This window comes from Dactylosporangium sp. NPDC051485, assembly GCF_040682015.1.
Classification (GTDB): Bacteria; Actinomycetota; Actinomycetes; order Mycobacteriales; family Micromonosporaceae; genus Dactylosporangium.
Genome location: NZ_JBFAZW010000062.1, coordinates 25,281 through 50,727, shown reverse-complemented (window position 1 = coordinate 50,727; position 25,447 = coordinate 25,281). Strand labels below are relative to the sequence as shown.

The following is a 25,447-nucleotide window of genomic DNA, read 5'->3' as shown; positions in this document are numbered from 1 at the left end:
CACAAGTCCGAACCGGCGCAAGGCCGGATCGACACAAGTCCGGACCGGCGCACGGCCGGATCGACACAAGGCCGAATCGACATCGCAATCGGGCCGTCCGCCGGGGCGGCCCGATTGATGCCCGGAAATACCGCTGAAACGGGGCATTTCCGGTCCCCCCGCCCGAAGGCGTCACCTGAACGCGATATCGTCGACCTCCCGGCGGACCAACCGAACGCCGATACGGAGTGTGCCTGTGGTGACGGTGACGCATCCCAGTACCGGTGACTCGGTCGAAACCCCGGCCGACCGGCGGCGCGGCGCCGAGGCCGCGCGCGTCCTGGTCGCCCTCGCGCTGGCCTGGCTGGTGCCGCTGGCCGCCCATCCGCTGCGGCTCGACGCGCTGCTGCCGCTGCTCGTGCTCGCCGGGACCATGGCGATCCAGCGCGGCGCCACGGGTCTCGTCGACCGGTTCGTCGTGGCCTGCGCCCAGCTGTTCGGGGCCGCCTGCGTCTTCGGGCTCGGCGCGACGCTGTGGCCGGGGCACCTCCACCCGACGCTGGTCGCCGGCGTGGCCCTGAGTGCGCTCGTGATCATCGCGGCGGCGACCGGGCGGATGCGGCGGGACGTCCGGCACCTTCGCAAGATCCGGCGCCCGGCCGACATCCTGCTCGCGGTCGCCGCGGCGGGGGTCGCACTCGCCGCGCTGGTGCCGTACGTCGCGCGGGACCTCGGCGGGCGGCTCGGGCTTCCGCTGGCCGGCGAGGACATCGCGCGGCACTACCTGCTGTACGACGCGATCGGCCGGACCGGCGGATACCTGTTCATGCGCCCCTCGGCGCTGCGGCCCTACGTGCCGGACGAGGAGCTCAACGGGATCGCGAACTACCCGCAGGGCGTGCACTTCGCCTACGCCGTGCTGGGCCGGTTCGTCTCCTCGAGCACCGGCGACACCTCGGCCGTCGCCGCCGTCGACGTCATGATGTGGCTGCTGATCGGCACCTTCCTGCTGCTCGCGCTGGCCGTGCTGTGGGCCGTGCGCCGCCTGGCCGGCCCGGGCACCTCGCCCGCCCGGCTGCTGCCGGTGCTGCTGCTCGCCGCCGCCTGGCTGGTGCTCGGCGACCCGGTCACGGTGCTGTCCCGCGGCTACCCGAACGAGCTGGCCGGCCTGGCCTGCGCGGCCGTGCTCACCGCGATCGTGGTGCGCCCCCTGACCCGCCTCGGCGAGCAGACGGCGACCGTCGCGCTGCTGCTGGTGGGCCTGTCCTTCGCCTACCCGCTCTTCCTGCCCTTCGGCGGGCTGGCCGCGCTGTGGTGGATCCGCCGCGCCCGGCTGTGGCGCTTCTGGTGGGGCTGGCTGAGCGCTGCGCTGGTCGCGCTGGTCGCGGCGATCGGCCCGCTGACCGCCGCGACCGCCTCCAGCGGCTCGCAGCTGCTACTCAACGGCACGGCCCGGGTCGTCGACCGGCCGGCGACCGTGGGCCTGCTGGCCCTGGCCGTGGTCGCGGTGCTCGTGCGCCGGGGGCTGCGCGCCCCGAGCCACCGGGCGGCGCTCTTCGCGCTGGCCGTGGCGGCCGGGGTGGCGAGCGGCCTGGGGCTGTACCAGACGGCGACCCTCGGCCACCCGGTGTACTACTTCGACAAGCTCCTGCACCTGCTGATCGTGGTCAGCCTGTGCGCGCTCGGCGGGCTGGTCCGCTTCGCCCCCGGCCTCGGCGTGGCCCTGCGGGTGGCGGTCGCGCTGCCGATCGTCGCCGCGCTGGCCGTCGCCGGCGGCGAGTGGCACGCCGCACCGGTCGCGCCCGGCGTCAAGCTGGCGCTGGGCAAGGACCGTGGCTCCCCGGAGGCGGCCCGCGACGCGCTGTTGATGACCCGGATGTTCCCGGGCGGCGGGGCGGTCAGCGTCGACCTGATGGGCAGCCCGTGGCGCAACTGGTCGGCCACGCTCGGCGCCGCCGCGCTGCAGCACAACTACCGGTACTTCCCGGCCTGGTCCGGCCTGCTGTACCCGGGTGAGGCCGGCAGGGCGAGCACCATGGATGATCTCGACCGGCTGGTCCGGGAGAGCCCGGTGCCGGTGCGGTTCTTCGTGCACGACCCGGAGGCGAGTCTGCTGGTCGTCGATGGGACGAACCCCAGCCGCCCGAACGTCAAGCCTGGTCAGCCGCTTCCCGCGGCGTTCGGCGATCCGGCCGCGCCCACGAATGTGGCGGCGGCCCGCGCGCTGGCTGCGAAATATCCGACGAAAGTGCAGGTCGTGTACGCTACGCCAGCGAACCCATAAGGACTCTGTGTGGTGGCGCAGCACCGCAACCGAGACGGATTGGTCATCGTGCAAAGACCCGAGGTCAGCGTCGTAATTCCCACCCGCAACCGTCCCGAGCTGGTGGTGCGCGCAGTGCGCAGCGCGCTGGCCCAGACCCTGCCGGACATCGAGGTCGTGGTCGTGATCGACGGCCCGGACCCGGCCACTGTCGAGGCGCTGCGGGGGCTGGGCGACGAGCGGGTCCGGCCGGTCGAGCTGCCCGCCTCCGGCGGCGCGCCCAACGCGCGCAACCGTGGCGTAGATCACGCGCGGGCCGACTGGGTGGCGTTCCTCGACGACGACGACGAGTGGCTGCCGGAGAAGCTCGCCACCCAGCTGGCGCGGGCCCAATCCTCCGGCGTATCGCTGCCGATCGTGGGTAGCCGGCTCTACATGCGCACCCCGCGGGCCGAGCTGATCATGCCGCGCCGCATCCCGGCGCCGGGCGAGCCGATCAGCGAGTATCTCGCCGTGCGCCACGGGCTGTTCCACGGCGACGGGTTCATCCAGACCTCGACGATCATGGCGCCCACCGCTCTGCTGCGGAAGGTGCCGTTCGCGGACGGCCTGCGCCGCCTGCAGGAGCTCGACTGGACGCTGCGCAGCCTGCAGGAGGAAGGCGTGGACCTGATCTACGCCGAGGAGCCGCTCGTCATCTGGTATGCCGACGAGAACCGCCCCCGGATCAGCTTCGACGCGCCGTGGAAGCAGTCGCTCGAGTGGCTGCAGGAGACCCGGCCCCGGGTCACCCCGCGGGCCTACGCGGCGCTGGCGATGAGCGTGGTCGGTTCGATGGCCGCGGCCAGCCGCAGCCCGCGGGTCTTCTTCGACCTGCTGCGCGAGGCGCGGCGGCACGGCAAGCCGAGCTTCACCGACTACGTGACCTTCCTGCAGGTCTGGCTGGTGCCGGCCGGCCCCCGCCGGGTGGTCCGCGACTTCTTCCTCAGCCGTGGGCGCCGGACGCGGGCGGACGTCGGATGACCCTGACCAAGGGCCGCGCGGCGGGTGCCGTCGCGGCGATCGTGATCGCGCTGCTGGCGGGCGTCCTGGAGTACACCCGGACGGACTCGCTCGGGCAGTCCGCGGAGGCCTTCGCGGCCGGCCTGATCGCCATGGCCGTGGTCGGGCTGGCGCTGAGCCTGCCCGGCATCACGCTGCAGGGCCTGGCCCTCGGCGGGCTCTTCGTGCTCGCCGGCATGCTGACCTGGACCGCGACCAAGCGCCCGGGGATCATCTGGGCGGTCCTGGCCGTCGAGGTGGTCGTGTTCGCGGTGTGGGTGTGGCCCTGGCTGCGCGCGACCCGGTCGCTGCCTCGGCTCGGCGCGGCGTGGCTCGGCCTCGCGTACTGGATCTTCGGCGTCGCCGGCGCGGTGCTCGTCGCCCACTGGAAGGTGGCCGGCCAGCGGGTCGCCTACGCCGGCGTGTTCACCCTCGCCGTGCTGGCCGTCATCGCGCTGAACCACAAGCGCCGCGGCAAGGACCTCTCCGTCGGCATGGCGGCGGCGATCCTGCTCGGCATCGCGGCGCTGCTGCTGGTCGGCGCGGGCAGCCTGTTCGACTTGCCGCACGCCATCCCCGACAACGCGTCGGCGAAGGTGATGACCAACCGCTTCTGGGGCGGCCCGGGGCTGTTCTACCACCCGAACTCGCTGGCCGGGCTCATGGCCGTGGCCGGCATCCGGATCGGCTTCGACAGGGCGATGGCGTGGTGGCAGCGCCTCGGTGTGGGCGCGCTGGCCGCGCTGGTGCTGTCGATCTCCGACTCGCGCACCGGGTTCGTCTTCGCCGCGGCCGGCGCGCTCGTCCACCTCGCGCTGGTGCTCTGGCGGCGAAACGACGACCTGGACCGGCTGCCGTCCCGCTCGGCCTGGCTGTCGGTGGCCACCCCGTTCGTGGTGCTGGCCATCGTCGTGACGCTCGGCGGCGGGTACCAGTTCCTGCTGCGCGACCGGTTCGCCGACGACCAGAACGACGTGACCAGCGGGCGGACCGATACCTGGCGGCAGGTCTGGGTGGACTGGAAGCACGCCGGCCTGGCCGAGAAGGCCTTCGGCGACGCGCGCACCTCGCGGGCCGTGGTGTGGCGGCTGGACGACGGCAACCCGATCGGGGGGCCGCGGCGGGATCTCAACACCGACAACGCGGCCGTCGGGGCGTTCCGGCGGGGCGGGGTCTTCGGCGCGGGCGCCTTCCTGCTCGGGCTCGGGCTGCTGCTGTGGCACGCGGTGCGCCGCCGGCCGGACGGGTCGCTGCCCCCGGCGTGGTTCACGATCGCGGCCGTCGCGGCCGTGCCCACCATCGCGACCGAGGACTGGCTGATCGGCGGGACAAATGGGGCGATCTGGCTCCTGCTGGCCGCGGGCGAGTCCTGGACGCTGCTGCGTCCAGGAGTGAAGCCGGCGGTCGAGTCGAGCAATCTTGGCCTCGATGCGGGCCAAAATGCGGGCGTTCAGCCTGCGGTTTCCTGATTTTACGGACATTCCGGTTGATTGCCCGGGGGCCTCTGCGCCGTTAGTTTGTTAGGTACCAGAACGAACCAACGGCGCCCTCGGCGGGGCGCCCCTCACCGCCCTCACACCCCCTGCTCAGCGGTATCGGCGACCGTTGCGCGAAGCCCTTCGCATGAGGAGCTTTCGTGTTCAACGTTCAAAGGCGTGCCCGGCGCGCGCCCATCATTGCCGCGGTGCTGCCGCTCGTCGCCGGGTTGATCGTGACCCTGCCGACGCCGGCCTCCGCGGAGACCATCCCACCCGTACAACAGCAAGTGCCCCGGGCCGCCGCCACGGCGCCGTTCGACGTGCTCGTGTTCTCCAAGACCGCGGGCTTCCGCCACGACTCCATCCCGGCCGGCATCGCCGCCATCCAGGCGCTCGGCGCGGCCAACGGCTTCACCGTCGACACCACCGAAGACGCGGCCGCCTTCACCGACGCGAACCTGGCCAAGTACGAGGCCGTCGTCTGGCTCTCCACCACCGGCGACGTGCTCGACCCCGACCAGCAGGCCGCCTTCCAGCGATACATCGAGCACGGTGGGGGCTACGCCGGCGTGCACGCCGCGTCCGACACCGAGTACGACTGGCCCTGGTACGGCGAGCTGATGGGCGCCTGGTTCACCAGCCACCCGGCCCAGCAGCAGGTCACCGTCAAGGTCGAGGACCCCGCGCACCCCTCGACCAAGGACCTCCCGGCCAAGTGGTCGCGCTTCGACGAGCTGTACAACTTCCGCACCAACCCCCGCGGCAAGGCGCACGTCCTGGCCAGCCTGGACGAGACCACCTACCAGCCGGGGTCGGGCGCGATGGGTGCCGACCACCCCATCGCCTGGTGCCGCGACTACGACGGCGGCCGCTCCTGGTACAGCGGCCTCGGCCACACCCAGGAGTCGTACTCCGACCCGCAGTTCCTGGGCCACCTCCTCGGCGGCATCCAGAGCGCGGCCGGCGTCGTCAAGGCCGACTGCAGCGCCTCGCAGACCAGCAGCTTCGAGAAGGTCACGCTCGACAGCAACACCAACAACCCGATGGAGCTCGGCGTCGCCCCGGACGGCCGGGTGTTCTACATCGAGCGCGACGGGCGCGTGCAGATCGTCAAGCCGGACACGCACAGGACGGTCACCGCGGTCACCATCCCGGTGTTCACCGGCAACGAGGACGGGCTGCTCGGCATCACGCTGGACCCGCACTTCGCGCAGAACCATTGGGTGTACCTGTACTACAGCCCGGCCTCCGGCCCGCCCCGCAACGTACTGGGCCGGTTCACCGTGACGGGCGACTCCATCGACCCGGCCAGCGAGAAGCAACTGCTCACGGTCACCACCCAGCGCAACACGTGCTGCCACGAGGGCGGCACGATGACGTTCGACAGCCACGGCAACCTGTTCCTGGCCACCGGTGACAACAGCAACCCGTTCGAGTCCAGCGGCTACTCGCCCCTGGACGAGCGGCCCGGCCGCGAGGACTACGACGCGCAGCGCACCGCCGCCAACACCAACGACCTGCGGGGCAAGGTCCTGCGGATCACGCCGCAGAGCGACGGGACGTACACGATCCCGGCCGGCAACCTGTTCCCTGCGGGCACCGCGAAGACCCGGCCCGAGATCTACGCCATGGGCTTCCGCAACCCGTTCCGCATCGGCGTCGACCCGCTGACCGACACGCTGTACCTCGGCGACTACGGCCCGGACGCGGCCCAGGCCGACCCGAACCGCGGGCCCGGCAACACGGTGGAGTGGAACATCGTCGCCCAGCCGGGCAACTACGGCTGGCCGTACTGCATCGGCGCCAACGCGGCGTACCGGGACTTCACCTTCCCGTCCGGCCCGTCCGGCCCCGCGTTCAACTGCGCGGCGCCGGTCAACGACTCGCCCAACAACACCGGCCTGACCAACCTGCCCCCGGCCATCGCGGCGACCGTCGACTACAACTACGGCGGCAACCCGCGCTTCCCCGAGATCGGGGGCGGCGGGGCGCCGATGGGCGGGCCCGTGTACCGCTACGACGCGAACAACACCGCGGAGAACAAGTGGCCGGCGTACTACGACGGCAAGGCGATCTTCGGCGAGTGGAACCAGAGCAAGCTGTACACCATGCAGGTCTCGGCCGACGGTAAGTCCCTTGTGGACATCAACCAGCTGCTGCCCGGCATGGCGTTCATCCGCCCGATGGACATGGAGTTCGGCCCGGACGGCGCCCTGTACCTCCTCGAGTGGGGCACCGGCTTCGGCGGTAACAACGACGACTCCGGCGTCTACCGCATCGACTACGTGGCCGGCAACCGCGCCCCGATCGCGCAGGCGGCCGCCCAGCCGACCAGCGGCCAGTCCCCGCTGACGGTGCAGTTCTCCAGCGCCGGCTCGCGGGACCCGGACGGGCAGGCGATCACCTACGCCTGGACGTTCGGCGACGGCGGCACCTCGACCGAGGCCAACCCGTCGCACACCTACACCACCAACGGCAACTTCACCGCCCAGCTGACCGTCACCGACGAGGGCGGGCGCACCGGCACCGCGAACGTGCCGGTGACCGTGGGCAACACGGCGCCGACGGTGAAGCTGACGATCCCGCCGGACGGCGGCTTCTTCGACTGGGGCGACCAGGTGAAGTTCACCGTCGAGGTGAGCGACCCCGAGGACGGCCAGATCGACTGCTCGAAGGTGCAGGTGCAGTACCTCCTCGGCCACGACGAGCACGCCCACCCGCTGCAGCAGTACACCGGCTGCTCCGGCAGCGTGCAGACCGCGCTGGCCAGTGGGCACGGCGCCGAGGCCAACGTGTTCGGGGTCATCGAGGCGTCCTATGTGGACAAGGGCGGGGCCGGTGGCGCCGCGCCGCTCACCGGGCGCTCGCTCGTGCAGCTGCAGCCCAAGCGCATGCAGGCGGAGTACTTCGCGGCCACCGGCCGGGTGCCCGGCGTCAACTCCGGCGGCGACCCGGGCGTGAAGCGGGAGACCACCGGTGACCCGCTGGGCGGCTTCCAGAACATCGGCTTCGTCGAGGAGGGCGACTGGTTCTCCTTCGCGCCGGTCAACCTGACCGGGATCGACAGCCTGCGGATCCGGGCCGCGAGCAACAACGCCAGCGGCGGCACCATCCAGATCCGCGCCGGTGCCCTCGACGGGCCGGTGGTCGGCTCGGTGGCGGTGCCCGGCACCGGCGGATGGCAGACGTACGTCAACCTGTCCGTCCCGATCACGCCCAGCACGACCTCGGGGCCGTTGTACTTCATCGCGACCGGCACCGGGGCGGGGTACAACATCAACTGGGTCGACTTCCTGGGTCGCGGCGTGACCGACAATGCGCCGCCGGTCGTCACGGCGGCGGCCAGCCCGGCGAGCGGCACCGCGCCGTTCAACGTGTCCTTCACCGGCACCGCGACCGACGCCGAGAACGACAACCCGCTCGCGTACGCCTGGGACTTCGGTGACGGCGGCTCGGCGGCGACGGCGAACGCGGCGCACACCTACACCGCGCCGGGCGTGTTCACGGCGACGCTGACGGTGACCGACGCCCGCGGGGCCAAGGGCACGGCGAGCGTCCAGGTGCGGGTCGAGGCGCCGAACACGGCGTGCTTCGGGGCGCGCTCGGACGACTTCCTCGGCTCCACATTGGACCGTACGAGGTGGACGGTCGTGCGGGAGACCCAGGCGCTGTCCGTGAGCGGCGGCGCGCTGCACCTGCCCACCGCCTCCGGCGACCTCTACGGCGGCACCAACGGCGCGAGCAACCTCGTGCTGCAGCCCGCCCCGTCCGGCGCCTGGCAGGCCACCACCAAGGTGAACCTGCCGACGACGGCGAACTACCAGCAGGCCGGCCTGATCCTCTACGGCGACGACGACAACTACGCCAAGGTGGACCTGCTGCACAACAGCGGCCGGAAGATCGAGTTCATCCGGGAGAGCGCCGGAGTGCCGCGCAACGAGGCGGCCGACGGCATCGCCGCGCAGCCGGGTGACTCGTACTACGTCCGGCTGACCTCCGACGGCACGAACGTGACGGCGGCGTACTCCGCCGACGGCACCACGTTCGTCCCGGTCGGGCGGTCCGCGGCGCTGGCCGGCATCGCCCAGCCGCGGATCGGGCTCTACGCGCTCAACGGCGGCACCACCGCGCCGGTGGTCGACGCGGCGTTCGACTGGTTCCAGATCAGCCCGGACGACCCGCCGGCCAGCGTGGACCCCAACGACGAGTTCACCGGGCCCACGCTGGACCACTGCCGGTGGAACGCCATCGTGCGGGAGGACTCGACCCGGTACCGCATCCTCAACGGCAGCCTGCAGATCGACGTGCCCAACGGCGACATCTACGGCACCGGCAACACCGGGCCGGCGAACTTCATCCTGCAGAAGGCCCCGGCCGGGGACTTCACGCTCGAGACGAAGGTCGACGGGTCGCAGTTCAACGAGCAGTACCAGCAGGGCGGGCTGATCGTCTACGTCGATGACGACAACTACGTGAAGCTCGACACCGTCACCGACAATCAGGCCGGCCAGCCGGTCGCCCGGCGGATCGAGTTCCGCAGCGAGATCGGCGGCGTGGTGCAGAACCCGCAGCCGAACATCGGGAACCTGACCTCGGGCGTGTGGTACCTGCGGCTTTCCAAGGTGGGCTCCGCCTACACGGCCTCGTACTCGGCTGACGGCACCGCCTGGACGACGCTGGGCACCCTTTCCTCTTCCCTGAGCGGTGCCAAGGTCGGTCTGTTCACCCTCGGCGCGGGCCAGACCGCGTCGAAGCCGGCCTCGTTCGACTACTTCCACGTCTCCGGCGCTGACACGACGCCGCCGACGGTGACGTCCACTGTGGATGGCACGGCGGTGAACGGCTGGTACGCCGGCCCGGTCACCGTCACGCTGCGCGCCTCGGACGGCCGGATCGAGTACCAGCTCGACTCGGCCACCACCTGGGCCGCCTACGCCGACCCGATCCAGGTCGGCGGCGACGGCACCCACCAGGTCCGCTACCGCGCCACCGATCAGGCCGGCAACGTCTCGGCGGTGCAGACGCAGGAGGTGAAGATCGACGCCACCGCGCCGGTCACCACCGCCGCGTTCGCGCCGGCCAGCGACGCCGGCTGGCACAACGGGGCCACGCCGGTCACGCTCGCCGCGACCGACGCCGGCTCCGGGGTGACCAAGGTCGAGTGGTCCCTGGACGGCGGGGCGTGGACGCCGTACACGGCGCCGGTGAACGTCACCGGCGAGGGCCAGCACGAGCTGCTCTACAAGTCGACCGACGCGGCCGGCAACGTGGAGACGCTGAAGTCGGCCATCCTGAAGATCGACTCGTCCGCGCCGACCGTCATCGTGGCCGGCCTGGCCGACGGGCAGCTCTACGGCGACAGCCAGGACGTCCGGGTCACCTGGCAGGCCATCGACACGACGTCGGGGATCAAGTCCGTCGCCGGCTCGCTCGACGGCAAGGCCTACCAGACCGGCACGCTGCAGGCGATGTACGAGCTGAACCTCGGGATGCACAAGCTGACCGTGGTGGGCACCGACAACGCCGGGAACGCGACCACCACCACGGTCACGTTCTTCGTCTCGACCTCGTTCCGCGACATGCAGGGCCTGCTCGACCGGTTCAAGGCCACGGGGCGGGTCACGAACAAGGCGTACAACCAGCTCTCGAACTCGCTGGCCAAGGTCCGCAAGGCCGAGGCCGACCGGAACGACACCAAGGCGCTCAAGGAGCTCGCGGCGTTCCGTGCGCTGCTGACGGCGTCCCTGGTGCCCGAGGCCGAGGTCCGGGACACGCTGATCCGCGACTCGGACGCGATGACGATCCGGCTCGGCGGCACGCCGCCCAACCAGGCCGGCGTCAAGGCCAACTCCGGCAAGTCCCTCAAGGACTCCGGTCGCCTCGCATCGGATCCGAGCCGGCTGTGACGCTGCTGTACCTCATGTTCTCGCTCGTGCTGCTCGCTCCTTCCCCCGCCGGCCTCCACCTGGAGGTCGCGGGGGACGGGGCGACGGGGGTGACCGTCCGCGCGTCCGGCGTGGACGGTCGGCCCGCCGAGTCCGACGTCCGGCTCGTCCTCACCGCTACGGCGGAGGGCGGCCGGACGGTCGGCCCCGTGCAGCTCAACCCCTCCTCGGAGGGGCGGGGCTTCTACACCTCGGGTCCGGTGCTGTCGCCGGGCCGGTGGACGGTCGTGGTGTCCTCCGGCCCGGACAGCGCCTCGGCGGTGGTCGTGGCGCGTGCGGCGCAGACGCCGCCCGCCACGTCTGCGGCCGCTGCTCCGGCCGCGGCGCCGGATGCCTCGCCGCGCTGGTGGATCTGGGCGCTGCTGGGCGGGGCGCTGGTATGCACCGGAGTCGCGATCGTGCGGCTACGGCGCTCCTGAAGGGTCAGCGCCACGACCGACGCCAGCAGGAGCAGGCCGCCCGCCGCCGAGGCCGGGGTGAGCGGCTCATGGAGGACCATCGTGCCGAGGGCCACCGCGGCCAGCGGCTCGACGAGGGCGACCACCGACGCGGTGGTCGCCCTCACCACGGTCAGCCCACGGAAGAACAGCGCGTAGGCCAGGGCGGTCGGCACCGCGCCGAGGAACGCCAGCAGCCCGAGCGTCGCCGCCGTCGGTCGCGTGGTGAGCCCCTCGATCGCGGCCGGCGGCAGCAGCGCGATCGCCCCGATGGCGAACCCGCCGAGCGCCGAGTCGTACGGGTCGTCGGTGGACGCCCGGTTGAGCAGGGTGACCGCGGCGTACCCGGCCGCGGACAGCAGCGCCACCCCGATGCCGGCCAGCGGGTGCCGGCCGGCGTGCGGGTCCTGGGCCACGAGCAGGACCAGCCCGGCCAGCGCGATGCCGATCGAGGCCAGGTTGCGGCGCTCGCCGAGGAACACGCGGGCGCCGATCGCGATGAGCACCGGGCCCGAGCCGAGCGTGACGACGGTGGCGACGCCGATGCCCGCCAGGTCGATCGCGACGTAGTACGCGCTCTGGTAGAGCGCCATCCCGAGCCCGTTGGCGACGAGCCGCTTCGGATCGAGCTTCTTCGGGTTGTGCCTCTTCGGCCGTCTGAGCAGGGCCAGCAGGGCGAGGCCGCCGATGTACCGCCAGAAGGTGACGGCGATCGGGCCGAGGTCGCTGTGCCGGTAGAGCAGCGCGGCCGCGAAGCCGCCGAGGCCCCACGACACGGCGGCTAAGGCGATGTAGAACAGTCCCCGCCCGATGGGCAGGGCACGCGAGTCTGCCATGGATGTGTCTCCCGGTTTCCGGATGTTCGGTGGTCGCTGACTGAGGGCAGCGGCCACCGACCCGGGTGCACGTCACCGGGTTGCCGGGGAGCTCCGCCTGCCCGCTACCGAGTGGGCGGCGGGCAGACGACACGCAGACACATGCCGCGCACGTTACCGATCAGGTGACAACTCGGCGACATTCTTTTGATCGTCAACACGCAGCGCGACCGCGACACACCGCGCGACACGCCACTGACCGGCGCATACTTGCGCCGTCGTGACTATTCGTGTACGTCAGTTCGCCTCATTGTCACGATTCGATGGGATGACTCGCTCGGTGGGAGCCGACTACTCTGTAGCGACACGCACAGCCGGAGGTCGCGCCGTGGCCCATCACGCCCCCGCCACGTTGGCACAATCCGCAGGTAACCTGCCCTGGACCCTCAATGGGGGCCGTGGCATTTTCGGGCTCGACCCGGTCACCGGCGCCATCGTCCTGTGGTTCGGCCTGATGGCCTTCATCGTCCTGTTCGTGCTGCTCGCCGGGTTCCTCTCCCGGTGGAGCCTGCATCGCCTGAACCGCGCCGACCGCCGCGCCGCCGCCAAGGAGATCGAGGCCAGCCTGAGCCCGGCCGAGCGCGCCCGGCTGCGCATCGAGGCCGGCGAGCTCACCCGCCAGGCCGCCGCCACGGCCGTCGCCGCCAAGCGCGCCCAGATCACGGTCGCCGAGGCCCAGGCCCGCACCGTCGCCGCCCAGCAGGCCCGCGAGGTCGCCTGGACGACCTTCGACGTGGCCCAGAAGGCCTACCAGGAGGCCCTGGTCGCCGCCGGCCCCGCGGCGCCCGAGGCCGCCGCCCCGGACGAGGAGGAAGACGCCAAGCGTGAGGTCTCGCGCGCCGCGCTGGACGCCTTCAAGCGCGGCGACATCACCGTCGACGCCCTGGAGCAGGTCTTCAAGGGCGTGGCCGGGGCCGACCCGCTGCAGGAGCTCGCGGCCCGCGAGGTCGAGCTGCGCCGCAGCGCCGAGAGCCGGGCCCGCCGCCTCTACGAGGCGGCCGCAGCCGCCGAACGCGCCGCCGTGACGGCCGCGGACGTGGCCGTGGTGGCCGCGGCCGCCCTGGCCCAGGAGGCCGCCGAGGTGGCCGAAGAGGCCGCGGAGCTGCGCGACACCCTGGACGCGGTGCGGGAGGCCGGCATCGCGGCCGCGGGCATCACGTCTGGCCGGCGCGTCCCCCGCCAGCGCAGCCGCAACTCCCGCTCGGAGCCCGACGCGAAGGCCGTCGCCACGGAGGCCGCCGCCTGACGGTTCGCGGATCAGGCGGACGCCGGCAGATCGCTACCGCCCGGATGCTCGGGCGCGTGCGTAACCTCGATGCGATCCGCGGACTCGGCGACCTGAGCGGCCTGGTCGAAGCGCATCTCCAACAGGGCCTGCTGCAGGCGGGGGAGGTCGGCCTCCGCCAGCTGGAACGAGGCCCGGCAGAGCTTGTCGACCCACAGGGAGACGACCACGGTGCCGCGATGCGGATGGCACGTCACCCGCATCGTGCGCTCGTCGCCGCGCACGTCCGAGAACACATCGCCCGTCTTGGGCAGCGGTACCAGCTCACCCATGGACCCATGCTGAGGCACTGAACGCTGGTTCAGCAAGCGTTCAGTGCCCCGTCATCCGGGATATCGCCCGGAGCCTATCGATCGACCGGGATCACGGCACTGGGAGAGAGGTGCTCCAGGACCACGTCGGCCGGGTGCGGCACGCCGGACGAGGGGTCGAGGGACAGCCGGGTCACGGTGTCCGAGTGCTGGTTGGCCACGCACAGGGCGTCGCCCAGCACCGCGAAGTGGCGCGGCCAGGTGCCGCCCGTCGAGACCTCGTCAATCGGCAGGAGGCCGCCGGACTCGACGGCGAAGGTGGTGATGGTGTCGTTGCCCCGGTTGGCGACGTACAGGTGCCGGCCGTCGCGGGACAGGGCCAGCTCGCTGGGGAAGTTGTCGCCGACCGGCTGGACCAGGCAGGACGGCTTCACGTCGAGCAGTTCGAATCCCGAGGTGTACGTCGAAACCGTGGACGCCAGCTCGTTGGCCACGAAGACCCGCCCATCGGGGTGGAACACCAGGTGCCGGGGGCCCGTGCCCAGGGGCTGGACCGTCGTGGTGCGCAGGTGCTCGAGGCGGCCGTCCGGGGTCAGGCGATAGTGCACGATCGCGTCCATGCCCAGGTCCACGGCGTGCACCATGGTGCCGCGGACGGTCACATGGTGGGCGTGCGGGCCCTCCTGCCGGTCCGGCACCACGCTGGCGCCGGCGTGCTGGGCCAGATCGGTGCGCCGGTCCAGGCGGCCGTCAGGGGTCAGCGCGAAGACGCTGATGCTGCCGGTGGCGTAGTTGGCCACCAGGAGCCGATCGCCGGCCAGGGCCAGGTGGCACGGCGCCCCGCCGCCCGTCGGGAGGGTGCCCAGCAGCGTGCCGTCCGGTGCGAACGCGGAGACCGCGCCGTCGTCCAGCTCGGCCACGGCGTAGCGGATGCCGGTCGGCCCGGCGGCGAGGAAGCTGGGCGCGGGCGTGCGGACCGGCGGGGACAGCGGCTGGAAGTCGTCGTCGTAGGTCGAGTACTGGTCTGCGTAGGAGCCGATGAGCAGTGGCACTCGTCCAAGCCTAGGCTCCGGGTCCCGGGTGTGCAGCGGGGACGCCCCCCGATGCCCGGCTACGGCGCTCGGGGGCGCGTCGACCCCTAAGGGTGGGGCCAGCCCTACCGGGAATGCTGGGGGCTGACCGGTTCGATCAACGCGCCCGCGAACGCGACGCTGAGATGCATGACAGTTCTGGTTGATGCGCAGCGGTCCACGGACTTCTCCGCCCTGTCCCAGCGCATCCGTGCCGCCGGGCTACTCGACCGGCGTCCGGGCTACTACGTCGTGCGCCTCACCCTGGTCGCCGTCCTCTACGCCGGCGGCTGGGCCGGCCTCGCGGCGACGCACAGCCTGTGGTTCGCCGCCGTCCTCGCGGTGGCCTACGCGCAGGTCGCGCTGGTCGCCCACGACCTGGCCCACAAGCAGGTGTTCCGTGGCCGTCGGTGGTCGGAGGCGCTGGGCCTGCTGGCAGGCAACGCCGCCGTCGGCATGAGCTACGGCTGGTGGATGAACAAGCACACGCGCCACCACGCCAACCCCAACCACGAGGACCACGACCCCGACGTGGCGCCCGACATCCTGGTCTGGTCCACCCGCCAGGCCGAGCGGGCCCGGGGGCTGGCCCGGCTGATCGGCGGTCACCAGGCGCTGCTGTTCTTCCCGCTCCTGCTGCTGGAGGGCTTCAACCTCCACGTGCAGAGCGCCCGCGCCATCCCGTCGATGAAGCGGCGCCGGCTCGAGGGATTCCTGTTGTACGGCCACTTCGCCGCCTACCTCGCGGCCGCCTTCCTGCTGTTCTCGCCCGGGATGGCGATCGCCTTCATCGTCGTACACCAGGGGCTCTTCGGCCTGTATCTCGGACTGACGTTCGCGCCCAACCACAAGGGCATGCCGGTGCTCACCGCCGCCGACGAGCTCGACTTCCTCCGCAAGCAGGTCCTGACCTCGCGCAACGTGCGCGGCGGGGCGTGGCTGGACGTCGCGCTGGGCGGCCTGAACTACCAGATCGAGCACCACCTGTTCCCGAACATGCCCACCCCGAACCTGCGCCGGGCCCAGCCGATCGTGGAGCGCTTCTGCGCCGAGATCGGGGTGCCGTACCACTCGGCGACCTTCGTCTCGTCCTATGGCCAGGCGCTGCGGCACCTGCACGAGGCCGGCGCGCCCCTGCGGCGGTAGCTTTCGGGGCGTGGAGCATCTCTCCCTCTCCCTCTCCCTCGCACTCTCCCTCGCCGACTACCGGGCCCGGGTCGCCGCCATGTACCTGTCCGAGGCGGACCTGGCGGGGTTCCGGGCCCGGCGCGACGACCTGTTCGCCACCCACCCGCAGTCGGCCGTCCCGGCCCGCTGCGCTACTTCCCGCCCACCGGCGAGAATCGCCTGACCTTGCCGATCCGGATGGGTGAGCTAACTTGCCGGTGATTTCGGGGGGTTCGTGGTAGTTTGCCCGGCAGCTTGCAGCTTCCCCGACATGAATGGACGACGATGGAGCAGTCGCAGGTCAGGCGCCGGCTGGGATCAACGCCCCAGGAACGGGGGTCGAGGAACGAGGCGAGCTGTCCCGACATCTTCGAGCTGGCCGATGGGCGTTTCGCGGTGATCGGCACGGATATGACCGGCGACCTGCGGGGCCAGCTGCCGCCGGACGCCGGGGTGGCGAGCTACGAACGCATCGTGGTGATCAGCCGAGAGACGCTGCTGCACGCAAAGCGCGACATTCCCGATTTTTAGGCTTAAGCCTCGGTATCGCGTTCCGCCGGGCGGGTGGCCTGGTACGCCTCCTCGCACAGCAGGTCGAAGTCGCGCTCCGGGGTGCCGGAGTCCTGCATCGCCCGGCGGAACTGCCGGACCTCGCCCCAGAAGGCGCGGATCACGGGGTTCTCGAACTGATCCAGCAGCATCGCTTTGACGTAGCGCTCGTCCCGGTCGCCGGTGCGATAGAACAGGCCGTGGTAGTTGAGCACCAGGTTCGCGTAGAAGTACTGCTTGCGCAGCTTCGGTGAGAGATTCGAGTCGTACCGCGACCACACCTCGGCAAAGTTCTCGTCGTTGATGGCCAGTTCCGTGAGATGCATGTGCAATTCCCGGTAGACGGCCTCGGAGGAGCGGTGCAGTTCGCGCTGGGACTTCTCGGTGGCTTCGCGCTGCATGCGCAATTCCGCGCGTTGCATGCGCAGCTCCGTGAACTGCACCCACAGGGTCAGGCCGACCACCATCAGCGCAAAGACCGAGAAGATGCCGTTGACCACGGAGAATGCGTCGCTGAGCTGGTCCCAGCCGTGCGGCGCCTGCGTGCCGGTGACCAGGCCGGCCGCGCCGATGCTGGCCAGGCCCAGAACGGCGGCCACGGCGAGCACGATCAGGATCAGCCCGGCGACGATCAGTGCGCGTGCCGGTGCGGCGCGACCGGCGGGATTGCTGCTCATCGCACACCCACCTCCCGAGGAGGGCGACCAGGCATCCATCATGAGCGCGCGGGCCGACGTCGGCCGAACGTATTCCGTGACTCTTTACTGAATGAATCGTGAATGAGCACCGCCGACCCCCGGAATATCGCCCGGTGGCATTGGCACGTGCAAATTCAGGAGCGTCAGCCCAGGCTCCAGATCTGGTTGTCGGTGCCCCTGCAGTCCCAAATGATCAGCGAGGTGCCGCTGGCGTCCAGGCAGCGGCGGGAGTTCGGATTCTCCCACGTGTTGTTCGCGTGCCGAATCCATTTCTGGGCCCCGCTGCCGTTGCAGTCGAACGCCCACACCGCGTTGCCGTTGCCGGTGCCCGCGTTCTGCACGTCGAGGCACTTGCCGGCGTCGGTGAGCAGCGTCGCGCCCGTGTTGAGGTCGCCCTGGGCCCGCCAGTGCTGGTTGGTGCCCCGCGGGTCGCAGGTGTTGAGCAGCACCGTCGTGGAGCTGCGCTGCGTGCGGTACTCCACGCACTTGCCCGACTGCTTGCCCATCAGCCGCCCCGAAGTGGGCGCGGGGACCGGGGGCGGGGAGGCGCTGGCCGAGCCGGGGGCAGCCGAGGCGGAGGGGGCGCGCGACGCGGAGGGCGAGGCGGACCGGGTGCGCGAGGCGGACGGGCTGGCCGACGCGGACGGGGAGCCCTCGGGCGACGGGCCGGCGTTGCCGGCCTGCGGGGTGGGGGCGGGCGGCACCGAGACCCCGGGCACGTGGGACGACAGGCCGTTGTCGTGGCCGCCACCCGAGCTGTCGCGGCGCAGCACCTGGATCGCCACGCCCGCGGTGATGAGCAGGATCAGCACGGCCACGGCCACGGCGCCGACCGGGAAGCGGCGCCACGGGGTGGTGCGCCGGCGGCTGCCGCGGTAGTCGGCGGCGTCGTCGGGGTCCACCTCGGCCACGATCGCCAGCGCGGGCGGCTCGTAGTCGGCGAGCGTCGGCGAGTCGTCGGCCGGCAACACCCCGACGGGGAGGAGCTCGCCCTCGACGGTCTCGATCGGCTCGGCCTCGACCTCGGCAACAAGCTCGGGCTCGGACTTGGCCTCGGGCGCGGGCTGGGGCTCGGCAACAAGCTCGGGCTGAGGCGCGGCAACGAGCTCGGACTTGGCCTCGGCCTCGCGCGCGGCAACGGGCTCGGGCTGGGGCGCGGCAACGGGCTCGGGCGCGGCGACGGGCTTGGGCTTGAACTGGGGCTTGGCAACAAGCTCGGGCTCGGCAGCGGACGAAAGCCCGGCGACGGGCGAAGGCTCGGCCAGCTCGGGGTCGTTGGTGACGCCCGGCAGGGTCACGATGAACTCGAAGGTACGATCGTCCGCCGGGTCGAGCAGCTCGGCGGCGTCGGCCCGGGCCTCGCCGGCCAGCGTGTCGACGGTGTCCGGGTCCGGCTCGTCCGGGCCGGGCACGGGCACGGCGGGGATCGCGGCCGTCGCCACCGCCGTCGGGCCGTCCGGGCGCCGCTGGTGCGGCACGTCCGGGATGGTCGGCCGGGCCGGGGTGAAGGGCTCGGGGAGCGCCCGGTCCGAGGGCTTCGGCGTGAAGACCGGGAGCGGGGCCGGGGCCTCCGGAACCGCCGCCCAGGCCACCGCGGTGGGCCCGTCCGGGCGGCGCGGGTGGGGGATCGCCGGGATGGTGGGCTTGTCCGGGGTGAACGGCTGCGGCAGGACCGGGGTCGCGGTCGAGGTCGTGGGCGCCACGCGGTGGCGGGCGCGGGACGAGGCGGGCTGACCGCCCGGTTCGTCCGCGTCTTTCCCGTCTCCAGCGACGGACATGCCGAAAAACCCCCTCCGGTGGTCGGGTACTGCCCGGAGCACCGTAGCCTGCGTCAGCGACAACGCGCGACCGGCCGTAAGTCCGATGCCTGTCATTCCCGTGGCGGTCGCCCGGTAAGTTTTCCGCATGGTGCCAGAGGGCTGGGAAACGATCGCGGCGCAGCATACGGTGTGGGGTCGCGTCCGGGACGGGCAAACGCACCGCGACGAGGCCGTCGCCTTGGCCGGGGAACTGGCCGCGGCGAGGGCGCGCGCGGCCGGGGAGCTCGGTGATGATCCCTGGCAGGACGGTGACTTCGCCGCCCGCATGTCCCGGCAGGTGGCCCGCCTGGTCGACCTGCTGCCCGACGGCGAGGCGCTGTCGGGCGAGGAGGCGCTGCTGCTGGTCGCCGTACCGCTGCTGCATGACGCCCTCTGGGCGGGCCTGGCCGCGCACGAGCGCGGGGTGGAGCCCGGCGACCTGGAGCCCTCGCAGGACGCCAGCAGCGACCGGGCCGCGTTCGAGCGCTTCGCCCAGACCTACGCCCAGCCGCACCGCCGGGCCCTCGCCGCGATCCGCGCCGGGCGCCGGGAGACCGCGGCCGAGCTGGGCTGGTGGCTGCTGCACCGGTGGATCGGCCGGCGCCCGCAGGCCTACCAGCCGGAAACGGTCGCCGCGCTCACCGGCTACGCCGCCGACGGGCGCACGGCCGAGCTGCTGCGCGCGATCCGGGCCGACCCGGCCTTCCTCAACCGCCACGACCGGCCCGAGGCGCTGGAGTCGCGCCGCGGCGAGGTGCGCGAGCGGCTGGTCGGCTTCCTGCTGACCATCGCGCGCGGGCTGGCGATCGAGGTGACGGTGCTGCCGGAGGTCATCGGCGAGCACCTGGGCATCGGCGACCCGGTCACCGCCGGGCAGGTGCTCGACACGGTCCGCGACGGACGCTGGGAGGCGCGCGGCGCCACGCTGGTGCTGGGCGCGGCCTGCGCCCACCCGTCGATCGAGGTGGCGCTGCGGGCGCACATCGACACGCTCAACCAGCTGCTGGCCGAGGCGCAGCGGGCCGCGGCCCGGGACGACGAGCTGCTGCCGCTGCGCGGGCTGCCCAACCGGGCGGCCACCGACGAGGTCGGGCCGCTGGTGCGCGACGGGCTGCCGGCCTACCAGTCGGCCGGCGTGCGCTTCCGGCTCGCCGAGGACCGGGTGCGCGAGCTGCTCATGGGCGAGCAGCTGTACGGCGACCCGGCCCTGGCCATCCGCGAGCTGTACCAGAACGCGCTGGACGCCTGCCGCTACCGGGAGGCCCGCACGGAGTACCTGACCCGGGCCCACGACCGCCGGCTGGAATGGGACGGCGGGATCAAGTTCGTCCAGGGGGTCGACGAGCACGGCCGCGGCTACCTGGACTGCACCGACAACGGCATCGGCATGGGCGTGCGCGAGCTCAGCGAGGTGTTCTCGCAGGCCGGCGTGCGCCTGGCCGATCTGCCCGAGTTCCTCGAGGAGCAGGCCGAGTGGGCCCGCCTCGACCCGCCGGTGCAGCTGTACCCCAACAGCCGCTTCGGCATCGGCGTGCTGAGCTACTTCATGCTCGCCGACGAGCTCACCGTCGAGACGTGCCGGATGGGCCGCGACGGCCAGCCCGGCGAGCGGCTGCGGGTGTCGATCGCCGGCCCCGGCAGCCTGTTCCGCATCCAGGACCTCGGGCCGGGCACCGAGACGGGCACCACGGTCCGGCTGCACCTGCGCGAGGGGCTGACCGTCGCCTCCGTCGAGGAGCTGCGCAAGCTGCTGTGGGTGGCCGAGTTCGCCACCGAGGCCAGCGACGGCGTACAGAGCCAGCTCTGGGCGCCCGGCGAGCTGTCCGCGGCCGCCGGGGTGGTCGACGACGAGGAGGACGAGGACGAGGAGAGCATCGGCGCCGGCTTCGTGGCCGCCGAGGGCTCGCGGGTGTGGTGGTGCAAGGGCAACGGCGCGCTGCTGGCCGACGGCCTCTACGCCGGCAAGGAGATCTTCGGCGCGGTGGTCAACCTCAACCGCGACCTCGCACCGCGGCTGTCCGTCGACCGGACGAAGATCCTGGCGTACCGCGAGGACGACGTCGACCGCCTGCTCTGGGAGGCCGTCCCCGCCCTGACGGCGCCGGGGACCACCCTGCTGGGCTACGAGTGGCTGTGCCGGCTCGCCCCGGTGCGTCCGCTGGTCGCCGACCTGATCTTCGAGCAGGCGATCGAGCGCGGCCACGGCAAGTGGGAGATGGACGGCGAGACCGTCGACGCCGCCGTCACCGGCTGCTTCGTGGCCAACGACGGGCCGGTCGGCGGCCCGGACGAGCTCGTCGAGTGGCGGCTCACGGCGCTGGCCGCCGGCGGGCGCTACCGCAAGGTGCTCAAGCCCGGCCCGGACTGGAGGCGCGCGATGCGCTCCCGCCCGTCCGACGCGCTGCTGCTCAGCGTCGACGTGGACGGCACCGGCCCGTGGCTGGACCCGGTCGACATCGTGCCGCTGGTGCACCTGGTGCGGGCGGCCCGCAAGACCGGCCGGTCGGCCCCGGAGGTCGCGGCCCGGCTCGACGCGCTGGGCTACGAGCCGTCGGTGGGCGCCGACACGGTGGGCGTCGACCCCGACGACCTGATCTTCACCAGCCGGGACGTGGACGGCACCCGGCCGTGGCTGCAGCCCGACCAGCCGGTGCACCTGGTGCACCTGCTGCGGGCGGCGCACCGCACCGGCCGCAGCGTGCACCAGGTGGTGGCCCGGCTGCGCCAGCTCGGCTTCGAGGTGGACGTGGACGTCGACGTGCTGCCGCTGGAGCAGTTCGGCCCGAAGGACCTCACCATCGCCAGCCGCGACCTGGACGGCTCCCACCCGTGGCTGGACCCGCGCGAGCCGGTGACCCTGCTGCACCTGCTGCGGGCCGCGCACAAGGTGGCCCTGCCGGCCGACGAGACCGCGGCGCGCCTGGCCCTGCTGGGCTACCAGCTCGACAGCGGCTGGGAGACGCTGGTCACCGAGCCCGACGACCTGGTGCTCATCGCCCGCGACCTCGACAGCACCTCGCCGTGGCTGGACCTCGGCGAGGAGGTGGCGCCGATCCACCTGCTGCGGGCGGCCGAGCGCACCTCCCGCCCGGTCGCCGAGGTGGCCGCCCGGCTGCGCTCCTTCGGCTTCAGGCTGGGCGGCAACCTCGACGCGATCGAGGTGGTCAAGCTGGAGCCCGAGGACCTGCAGCTGGCCAGCCGCGACCTGGACGGCTCGCAGCCGTGGCTGGACTCCTCCCGGCCGGTGCCGCTGATCCACCTGCTGCGCGCGGCCGAGTCCACCGGCCGCGAGCTGCGCGAGGTGGCGACCCGGCTGGCCGCGTGCGGCTACCGGGTGGACGTCGACCCCGACGCGATCCTCATTGACCACCTGGAGCCCGACGACCTGACCATCACCAGCGAGGACCTCGACGGCTCGGATCCCTGGCTGGACCCGATGAAGCCGGTGCCGACGATCCGCATCCTGCGCGCCGCCCAGCGGACCCGGCGCAGTGTGCACGACATCGCCGCCCGGCTGACGTTCCTCGGCTACGCGGTGAGCCTGCACGGCGCCGGCCCGTCGCTGGACCAGGTGGAGCCGGACGACCTGCTGATCACCAGCCGCGACCTGGACGGCTCGCAGCCGTGGCTGGACCTGGACGAGCAGGTGCCGCTGCCGCACCTGCTGCAGGCGGCCCGGCGGGTGCGCCGCCCGGTGCACGAGATCGCGGCGCGGCTGGAGATCCTGGGGTACACCGTCGACGTGGATCTCAGCAGCATCGCCGTGGACGCCGTGAAGCCGAACGACCTGTTGCTGGCCAGCACCGACCTGGACGGCTCGCGGCCGTGGCTGGACGCCTCGCAGCCGGTGCCGCTCAACCACCTGCTGGCCGCGGCGCAGAAGATCCGCAAGCCGATCGAGGAGGTCAGCACCCGGCTGCGGGCGCTGGGCTACTCGGTGCCGGACGTCGACACCCGGCTGCCGCGGCTGCGCCCCGGCGGGGTGTAGCCGCCGCGTCGCCGACCTCCTGGCGCTGGCGCTCGCGGGGCTGGCCTGGGCGCCGTACCCGCCACGAGCGTGGCCCTGTTCCAGCGCGCGGTGCCGGCCGAGCGGCTGCCGCCGGTGCTGGCCGCCCGGGGCGCGGTGGTGGTCGTCTCCACGCCGCTGGGGACCCTGATGGGCGCGCCGCTGGTACAGGCGGCCGGGCCGGCGGCGACGCTGGTGGCGTGCGGGGTGGCGACCGCTGTGCTGGGGGCCGTTGCGCTGGTGGTGCGCGTGCGGGGGCGCGCGCTGTATGTCGCCTAACAGCTGCCGATGTCGCCTGTAGGGGTATAAATCCGACATGTCATGGCACGCGAGCGCCCGACGTGCCGGGAACGGGCAGTTTCAGGCGACCTCGTCGAGCACGTTGTGATGCGAGCAGAGCCGCCGCGTGTACTCCCGGAGCGCGCCGATGGCCTCGTCGATGTCCTCGGTCAGCACGTCCGGCAGGTCGATCAGCAGCCGCCGCCCGTCCACGGTGGTGTAGCCGCTGACCTCGAACCCGCTGTCGCGCACCCAGAGATCCACCCCCAGGTCGACCGTGGTGCGCCCGTAGCGCAGCACGACCCCCACGAGCGCGAAGGGCGCCTCGCCGGGGCCGATCCGCCCGATGAGCTCCCAGTGCAGCGGGCCGTGGGTGGCGGCGACCCGTTGGCCGTACCGCTGGAAATCCTCACAGGCCTCGTTGAGTGCGCCGAGCAGCGTGGCGGCCCCGCTCGATCTCGCGTCCATGGTTATCCTCCTGCGGCTCGATAGGCGGCGCCCACCTGGGTCGGGGTGGTGCCGTTGCTGTAGAGGCCGGTGTCGCCGGACTTGCTGGTGTAGAGCAGGAACCAGCTGTAGCGCTCGACGTAGGACAGGCCCTGCAGCATCGCCGTGGAGCTGTTCACGAACGCGACCTGCTGGTCCGTCGACGGGTAGACCGTGCCGTTGTCGAAGCGCATCAGCGCGTACTCGGTCAGCCAGATGGGCAGGTGGTAGCGGTTGTAGACGTTCTGGATGTACGTCTTGAGCTGGTTGGTGGCGTTGGCGGAGAAGTCGCCGCCGTACCAGTGCAGGGTGATGAAGTCGACCCGGTAGCCGCGCTGCTTGATGCCGGTCATGAACTGGTCGAACCAGCCGCCCGGGGTGTCCGCGCCGTAGGCGGGGGCGGGGCTGCCCAGGCGCATGCCGGTCGCCTGCAGCTGCGGCCACAGGTCGAGGACCTGCGCCGGGGTCATGTTGGACTGCTCCTTGAGGTCCGGCTCGTTGAAGGCCAGCAGGGTCTTGCCGTTGGCCTTCGCCTTGGCCAGGTCGGACGACAGGTTGTTCGGGCCCCAGACCATCGGCACGAACTCGACGCCCGAGACGCTGGCCACGGGGCTGGGGGACCAGTCGTAGTACCAGCCGGCCCGCACGTCCTTGATCGCCGGGGCATTGTTGGCGCCGAACTTGTCGTTGGTGCTCACGCCCTTCTTGGCGCTCTTCGTGACCGGGGGCAGCGGCGCCGGCACGGTGGTCTTGCTCGGGGTCGGGCTCGGCGCGCCGCTGCTCGGGGCCGCGCTCGTCGACGGCGGCGCGGCGGACGCGGCGGCCGTGGGGGCCGCGGCGGAGGTCGGATCCGACGGCGCCGCGGCGGTGGTGACCGCCGGCTGCTGCTCCTCGCCCTGGGTGGCGACGTAGACGGCGCCGGCGGCCCCGGCGATGGCGACGGTGGCGGCCAGGCCGACCAAGACCGGCTTGGAGGCGGCGACCCACCCGGCGAGCATGGCCTTGAGCCCGCCGGCCTTCACGGTCACGGCCGTGCCGGTGATCGTGCCGGTGGCGCCCGCGGTGAACGCCGTCGCCGCCAGGGCCGCCGGCACCGGCACCAGCGCGATGCCGGCCAGCAGCCGCTCGGCGGCGATCATGTCGCTCCAGGCCAGGTCGCAGCGGTTGCACTCGCGGGTGTGGCGGGCCAGGCGCTTGCGCCACAGCGCGGTGGGGCGCCCGTCCCAGCTGTGCAGCACCGCGCTCAGCTCGGGGCATCGGGGGCGGGCGGCCAGCGCCCGCACGACCGCCCGGGCCGCGTCGAGCTGGGCCTTCATCCGCTGGATGCGCACCGCGGCGTGCTGGCGGGTCAGGCGCAGCGCCCCGACGACCTCCTCGCGGTCGAGCTGCCCGGCCGCCTCCAGCCACCACAGCGACAGCAGCTCGCGGTCGTCGTGCTCGAGCCAGCGGGTGGCCTCGGCGACCTCCTGGCGCTGGCCGGACAGGCGCAGCCGGGTGATCGCCAGGTCGGCGAAGTCGGCACCGGGGTCGGCGGTGTCGGTCGGGTCGGCCCAGTCGCCGACCAGCGGCGCCTGCACCTGGCGGCGGTGGCGGTCGCGGACCTGGGACATCGCGATGGCGACCGCCCAGGAGCGGAAGCTGTCGGGCTCGCGCAGTCGGGGCAGCCCGTCGACGACGCGCAGCATCGTCTCCTGCACCACGTCGTCGACGTCCGCGTGTCCCTGCAACGCGCGACCCACGATGTTGTAGATCAGCGGCAGGTACTCGCTGACCAGGACATCGAGTGCCCGCTGGTCGCCGGCTCTCGCCGCGATCACCGTGGCCGTGCTCATCAGCGCC

The 25,447-nt window shown here is 72.5% G+C and carries 17 protein-coding genes; 10 read left to right on the top strand and 7 right to left on the bottom strand.

All coding sequences use genetic code 11. From position 1 onward, the window contains the following. The first annotated feature begins 238 nt into the window (after positions 1-238). The 4 genes from AB0M46_RS30635 to AB0M46_RS30620 all read left to right on the top strand — a co-directional run bounded on the left by AB0M46_RS30635 (position 239) and on the right by AB0M46_RS30620 (position 10,667). A complete protein-coding gene (locus AB0M46_RS30635) occupies positions 239-2,263 on the top strand; it encodes a hypothetical protein (RefSeq protein WP_363341591.1) in 2,025 nt (674 codons plus the stop codon). A gap of 48 nt (positions 2,264-2,311) precedes the next feature. Continuing rightward, positions 2,312-3,265, top strand: coding sequence for a glycosyltransferase family 2 protein (locus AB0M46_RS30630; RefSeq protein WP_363341589.1), 954 nt, complete (start codon positions 2,312-2,314; stop codon positions 3,263-3,265). Beyond that, complete coding sequence (locus tag AB0M46_RS30625) at positions 3,262-4,752, top strand: O-antigen ligase family protein (RefSeq protein ID WP_363341587.1); 1,491 nt, start codon at positions 3,262-3,264, stop codon at positions 4,750-4,752. The genes AB0M46_RS30630 and AB0M46_RS30625 overlap by 4 nt, the downstream gene beginning before the upstream one ends. Before the next feature lie 167 nt (positions 4,753-4,919). Next, positions 4,920-10,667 carry a ThuA domain-containing protein gene (locus tag AB0M46_RS30620; RefSeq protein ID WP_363341585.1) on the top strand — a complete coding sequence of 1,916 codons (5,748 nt, stop codon included), beginning with the start codon at positions 4,920-4,922 and terminating at the stop codon, positions 10,665-10,667. Positions 10,668-10,890: 223 nt separating this feature from the next. On the opposite strand, the gene AB0M46_RS30615 is transcribed toward AB0M46_RS30620, so the two are convergent. Then, positions 10,891-11,979 (bottom strand): EamA family transporter, encoded by a 1,089-nt coding sequence (locus tag AB0M46_RS30615; RefSeq protein ID WP_363341583.1) that lies wholly within the window; start codon positions 11,977-11,979, stop codon positions 10,891-10,893. Between the two features lie 367 nt (positions 11,980-12,346). On the opposite strand from AB0M46_RS30615, the gene AB0M46_RS30610 reads away from it, so the two are divergent. Further along, on the top strand, positions 12,347-13,264 hold the full coding sequence (locus tag AB0M46_RS30610; RefSeq protein ID WP_363341581.1) for a hypothetical protein: 918 nt from the start codon (positions 12,347-12,349) through the stop codon (positions 13,262-13,264). An 11-nt stretch (positions 13,265-13,275) separates the two neighbouring features. On the opposite strand, the gene AB0M46_RS30605 is transcribed toward AB0M46_RS30610, so the two are convergent. Together AB0M46_RS30605 and AB0M46_RS30600 are read right to left on the bottom strand one after the other, a co-directional pair. Further along, a complete protein-coding gene (locus AB0M46_RS30605) occupies positions 13,276-13,575 on the bottom strand; it encodes a hypothetical protein (RefSeq protein WP_363341579.1) in 300 nt (99 codons plus the stop codon). 74 nt (positions 13,576-13,649) lie between these two features. Then, positions 13,650-14,606: a lactonase family protein gene (locus tag AB0M46_RS30600; protein ID WP_363341577.1), complete on the bottom strand. Its 957-nt coding sequence runs from the start codon at positions 14,604-14,606 to the stop codon at positions 13,650-13,652. 168 nt (positions 14,607-14,774) lie between these two features. Between AB0M46_RS30600 and AB0M46_RS30595 the strand changes: the two genes are divergently transcribed. The 3 genes from AB0M46_RS30595 (at position 14,775) to AB0M46_RS30585 (ending at position 16,322) form a co-directional block, all read left to right on the top strand. Beyond that, complete coding sequence (locus AB0M46_RS30595; RefSeq protein WP_363341575.1) at positions 14,775-15,770, top strand: acyl-CoA desaturase; 996 nt, start codon at positions 14,775-14,777, stop codon at positions 15,768-15,770. Positions 15,771-15,780: 10 nt separating this feature from the next. After that, the gene (locus AB0M46_RS30590) at positions 15,781-15,975 is read left to right on the top strand and encodes a hypothetical protein (RefSeq protein WP_363341573.1); all 195 of its coding nucleotides are present in this window, start codon (positions 15,781-15,783) and stop codon (positions 15,973-15,975) included. Between the two features lie 101 nt (positions 15,976-16,076). Then, positions 16,077-16,322 (top strand): hypothetical protein, encoded by a 246-nt coding sequence (locus AB0M46_RS30585; RefSeq protein WP_363341571.1) that lies wholly within the window; start codon positions 16,077-16,079, stop codon positions 16,320-16,322. Positions 16,323-16,324: 2 nt separating this feature from the next. Here the strand turns inward: AB0M46_RS30585 and AB0M46_RS30580 are convergent, their stop codons facing one another. Both AB0M46_RS30580 and AB0M46_RS30575 read right to left on the bottom strand, forming a co-directional pair. Continuing rightward, positions 16,325-17,017, bottom strand: coding sequence for a DUF6082 family protein (locus AB0M46_RS30580; protein ID WP_363341569.1), 693 nt, complete (start codon positions 17,015-17,017; stop codon positions 16,325-16,327). A gap of 164 nt (positions 17,018-17,181) precedes the next feature. Beyond that, on the bottom strand, positions 17,182-18,816 hold the full coding sequence (locus AB0M46_RS30575) for a ricin-type beta-trefoil lectin domain protein (protein WP_363341567.1): 1,635 nt from the start codon (positions 18,814-18,816) through the stop codon (positions 17,182-17,184). A 127-nt stretch (positions 18,817-18,943) separates the two neighbouring features. On the opposite strand from AB0M46_RS30575, the gene AB0M46_RS30570 reads away from it, so the two are divergent. Beyond that, positions 18,944-22,825 (top strand): hypothetical protein, encoded by a 3,882-nt coding sequence (locus tag AB0M46_RS30570; RefSeq protein WP_363341565.1) that lies wholly within the window; start codon positions 18,944-18,946, stop codon positions 22,823-22,825. 69 nt (positions 22,826-22,894) lie between these two features. Then, on the top strand, positions 22,895-23,122 hold the full coding sequence (locus AB0M46_RS30565) for a hypothetical protein (protein ID WP_363341563.1): 228 nt from the start codon (positions 22,895-22,897) through the stop codon (positions 23,120-23,122). Positions 23,123-23,203: 81 nt separating this feature from the next. Here the strand turns inward: AB0M46_RS30565 and AB0M46_RS30560 are convergent, their stop codons facing one another. Then, positions 23,204-23,590 (bottom strand): hypothetical protein, encoded by a 387-nt coding sequence (locus tag AB0M46_RS30560; RefSeq protein ID WP_363341561.1) that lies wholly within the window; start codon positions 23,588-23,590, stop codon positions 23,204-23,206. Positions 23,591-23,592: 2 nt separating this feature from the next. Beyond that, positions 23,593-25,440: a sigma-70 family RNA polymerase sigma factor gene (locus tag AB0M46_RS30555; RefSeq protein WP_363341559.1), complete on the bottom strand. Its 1,848-nt coding sequence runs from the start codon at positions 25,438-25,440 to the stop codon at positions 23,593-23,595. Positions 25,441-25,447: the final 7 nt, after the last annotated feature.

What these genes read in the sequence shown, in the direction of transcription:
- AB0M46_RS30555 (WP_363341559.1), bottom strand. Translation starts at nt 25,440, where the DNA reads ATGAGCACGGCCACGGTGATCGCGGCGAGAGCCGGCGACCAGCGGGCA.
- AB0M46_RS30570 (WP_363341565.1), top strand. Translation starts at nt 18,944, where the DNA reads ATGGTGCCAGAGGGCTGGGAAACGATCGCGGCGCAGCATACGGTGTGG.
- AB0M46_RS30615 (WP_363341583.1), bottom strand. Translation starts at nt 11,979, where the DNA reads ATGGCAGACTCGCGTGCCCTGCCCATCGGGCGGGGACTGTTCTACATC.
- AB0M46_RS30625 (WP_363341587.1), top strand. Translation starts at nt 3,262, where the DNA reads ATGACCCTGACCAAGGGCCGCGCGGCGGGTGCCGTCGCGGCGATCGTG.
- AB0M46_RS30575 (WP_363341567.1), bottom strand. Translation starts at nt 18,816, where the DNA reads ATGTCCGTCGCTGGAGACGGGAAAGACGCGGACGAACCGGGCGGTCAG.
- AB0M46_RS30605 (WP_363341579.1), bottom strand. Translation starts at nt 13,575, where the DNA reads ATGGGTGAGCTGGTACCGCTGCCCAAGACGGGCGATGTGTTCTCGGAC.
- AB0M46_RS30580 (WP_363341569.1), bottom strand. Translation starts at nt 17,017, where the DNA reads ATGAGCAGCAATCCCGCCGGTCGCGCCGCACCGGCACGCGCACTGATC.
- AB0M46_RS30585 (WP_363341571.1), top strand. Translation starts at nt 16,077, where the DNA reads ATGGAGCAGTCGCAGGTCAGGCGCCGGCTGGGATCAACGCCCCAGGAA.
- AB0M46_RS30595 (WP_363341575.1), top strand. Translation starts at nt 14,775, where the DNA reads ATGACAGTTCTGGTTGATGCGCAGCGGTCCACGGACTTCTCCGCCCTG.
- AB0M46_RS30560 (WP_363341561.1), bottom strand. Translation starts at nt 23,590, where the DNA reads ATGGACGCGAGATCGAGCGGGGCCGCCACGCTGCTCGGCGCACTCAAC.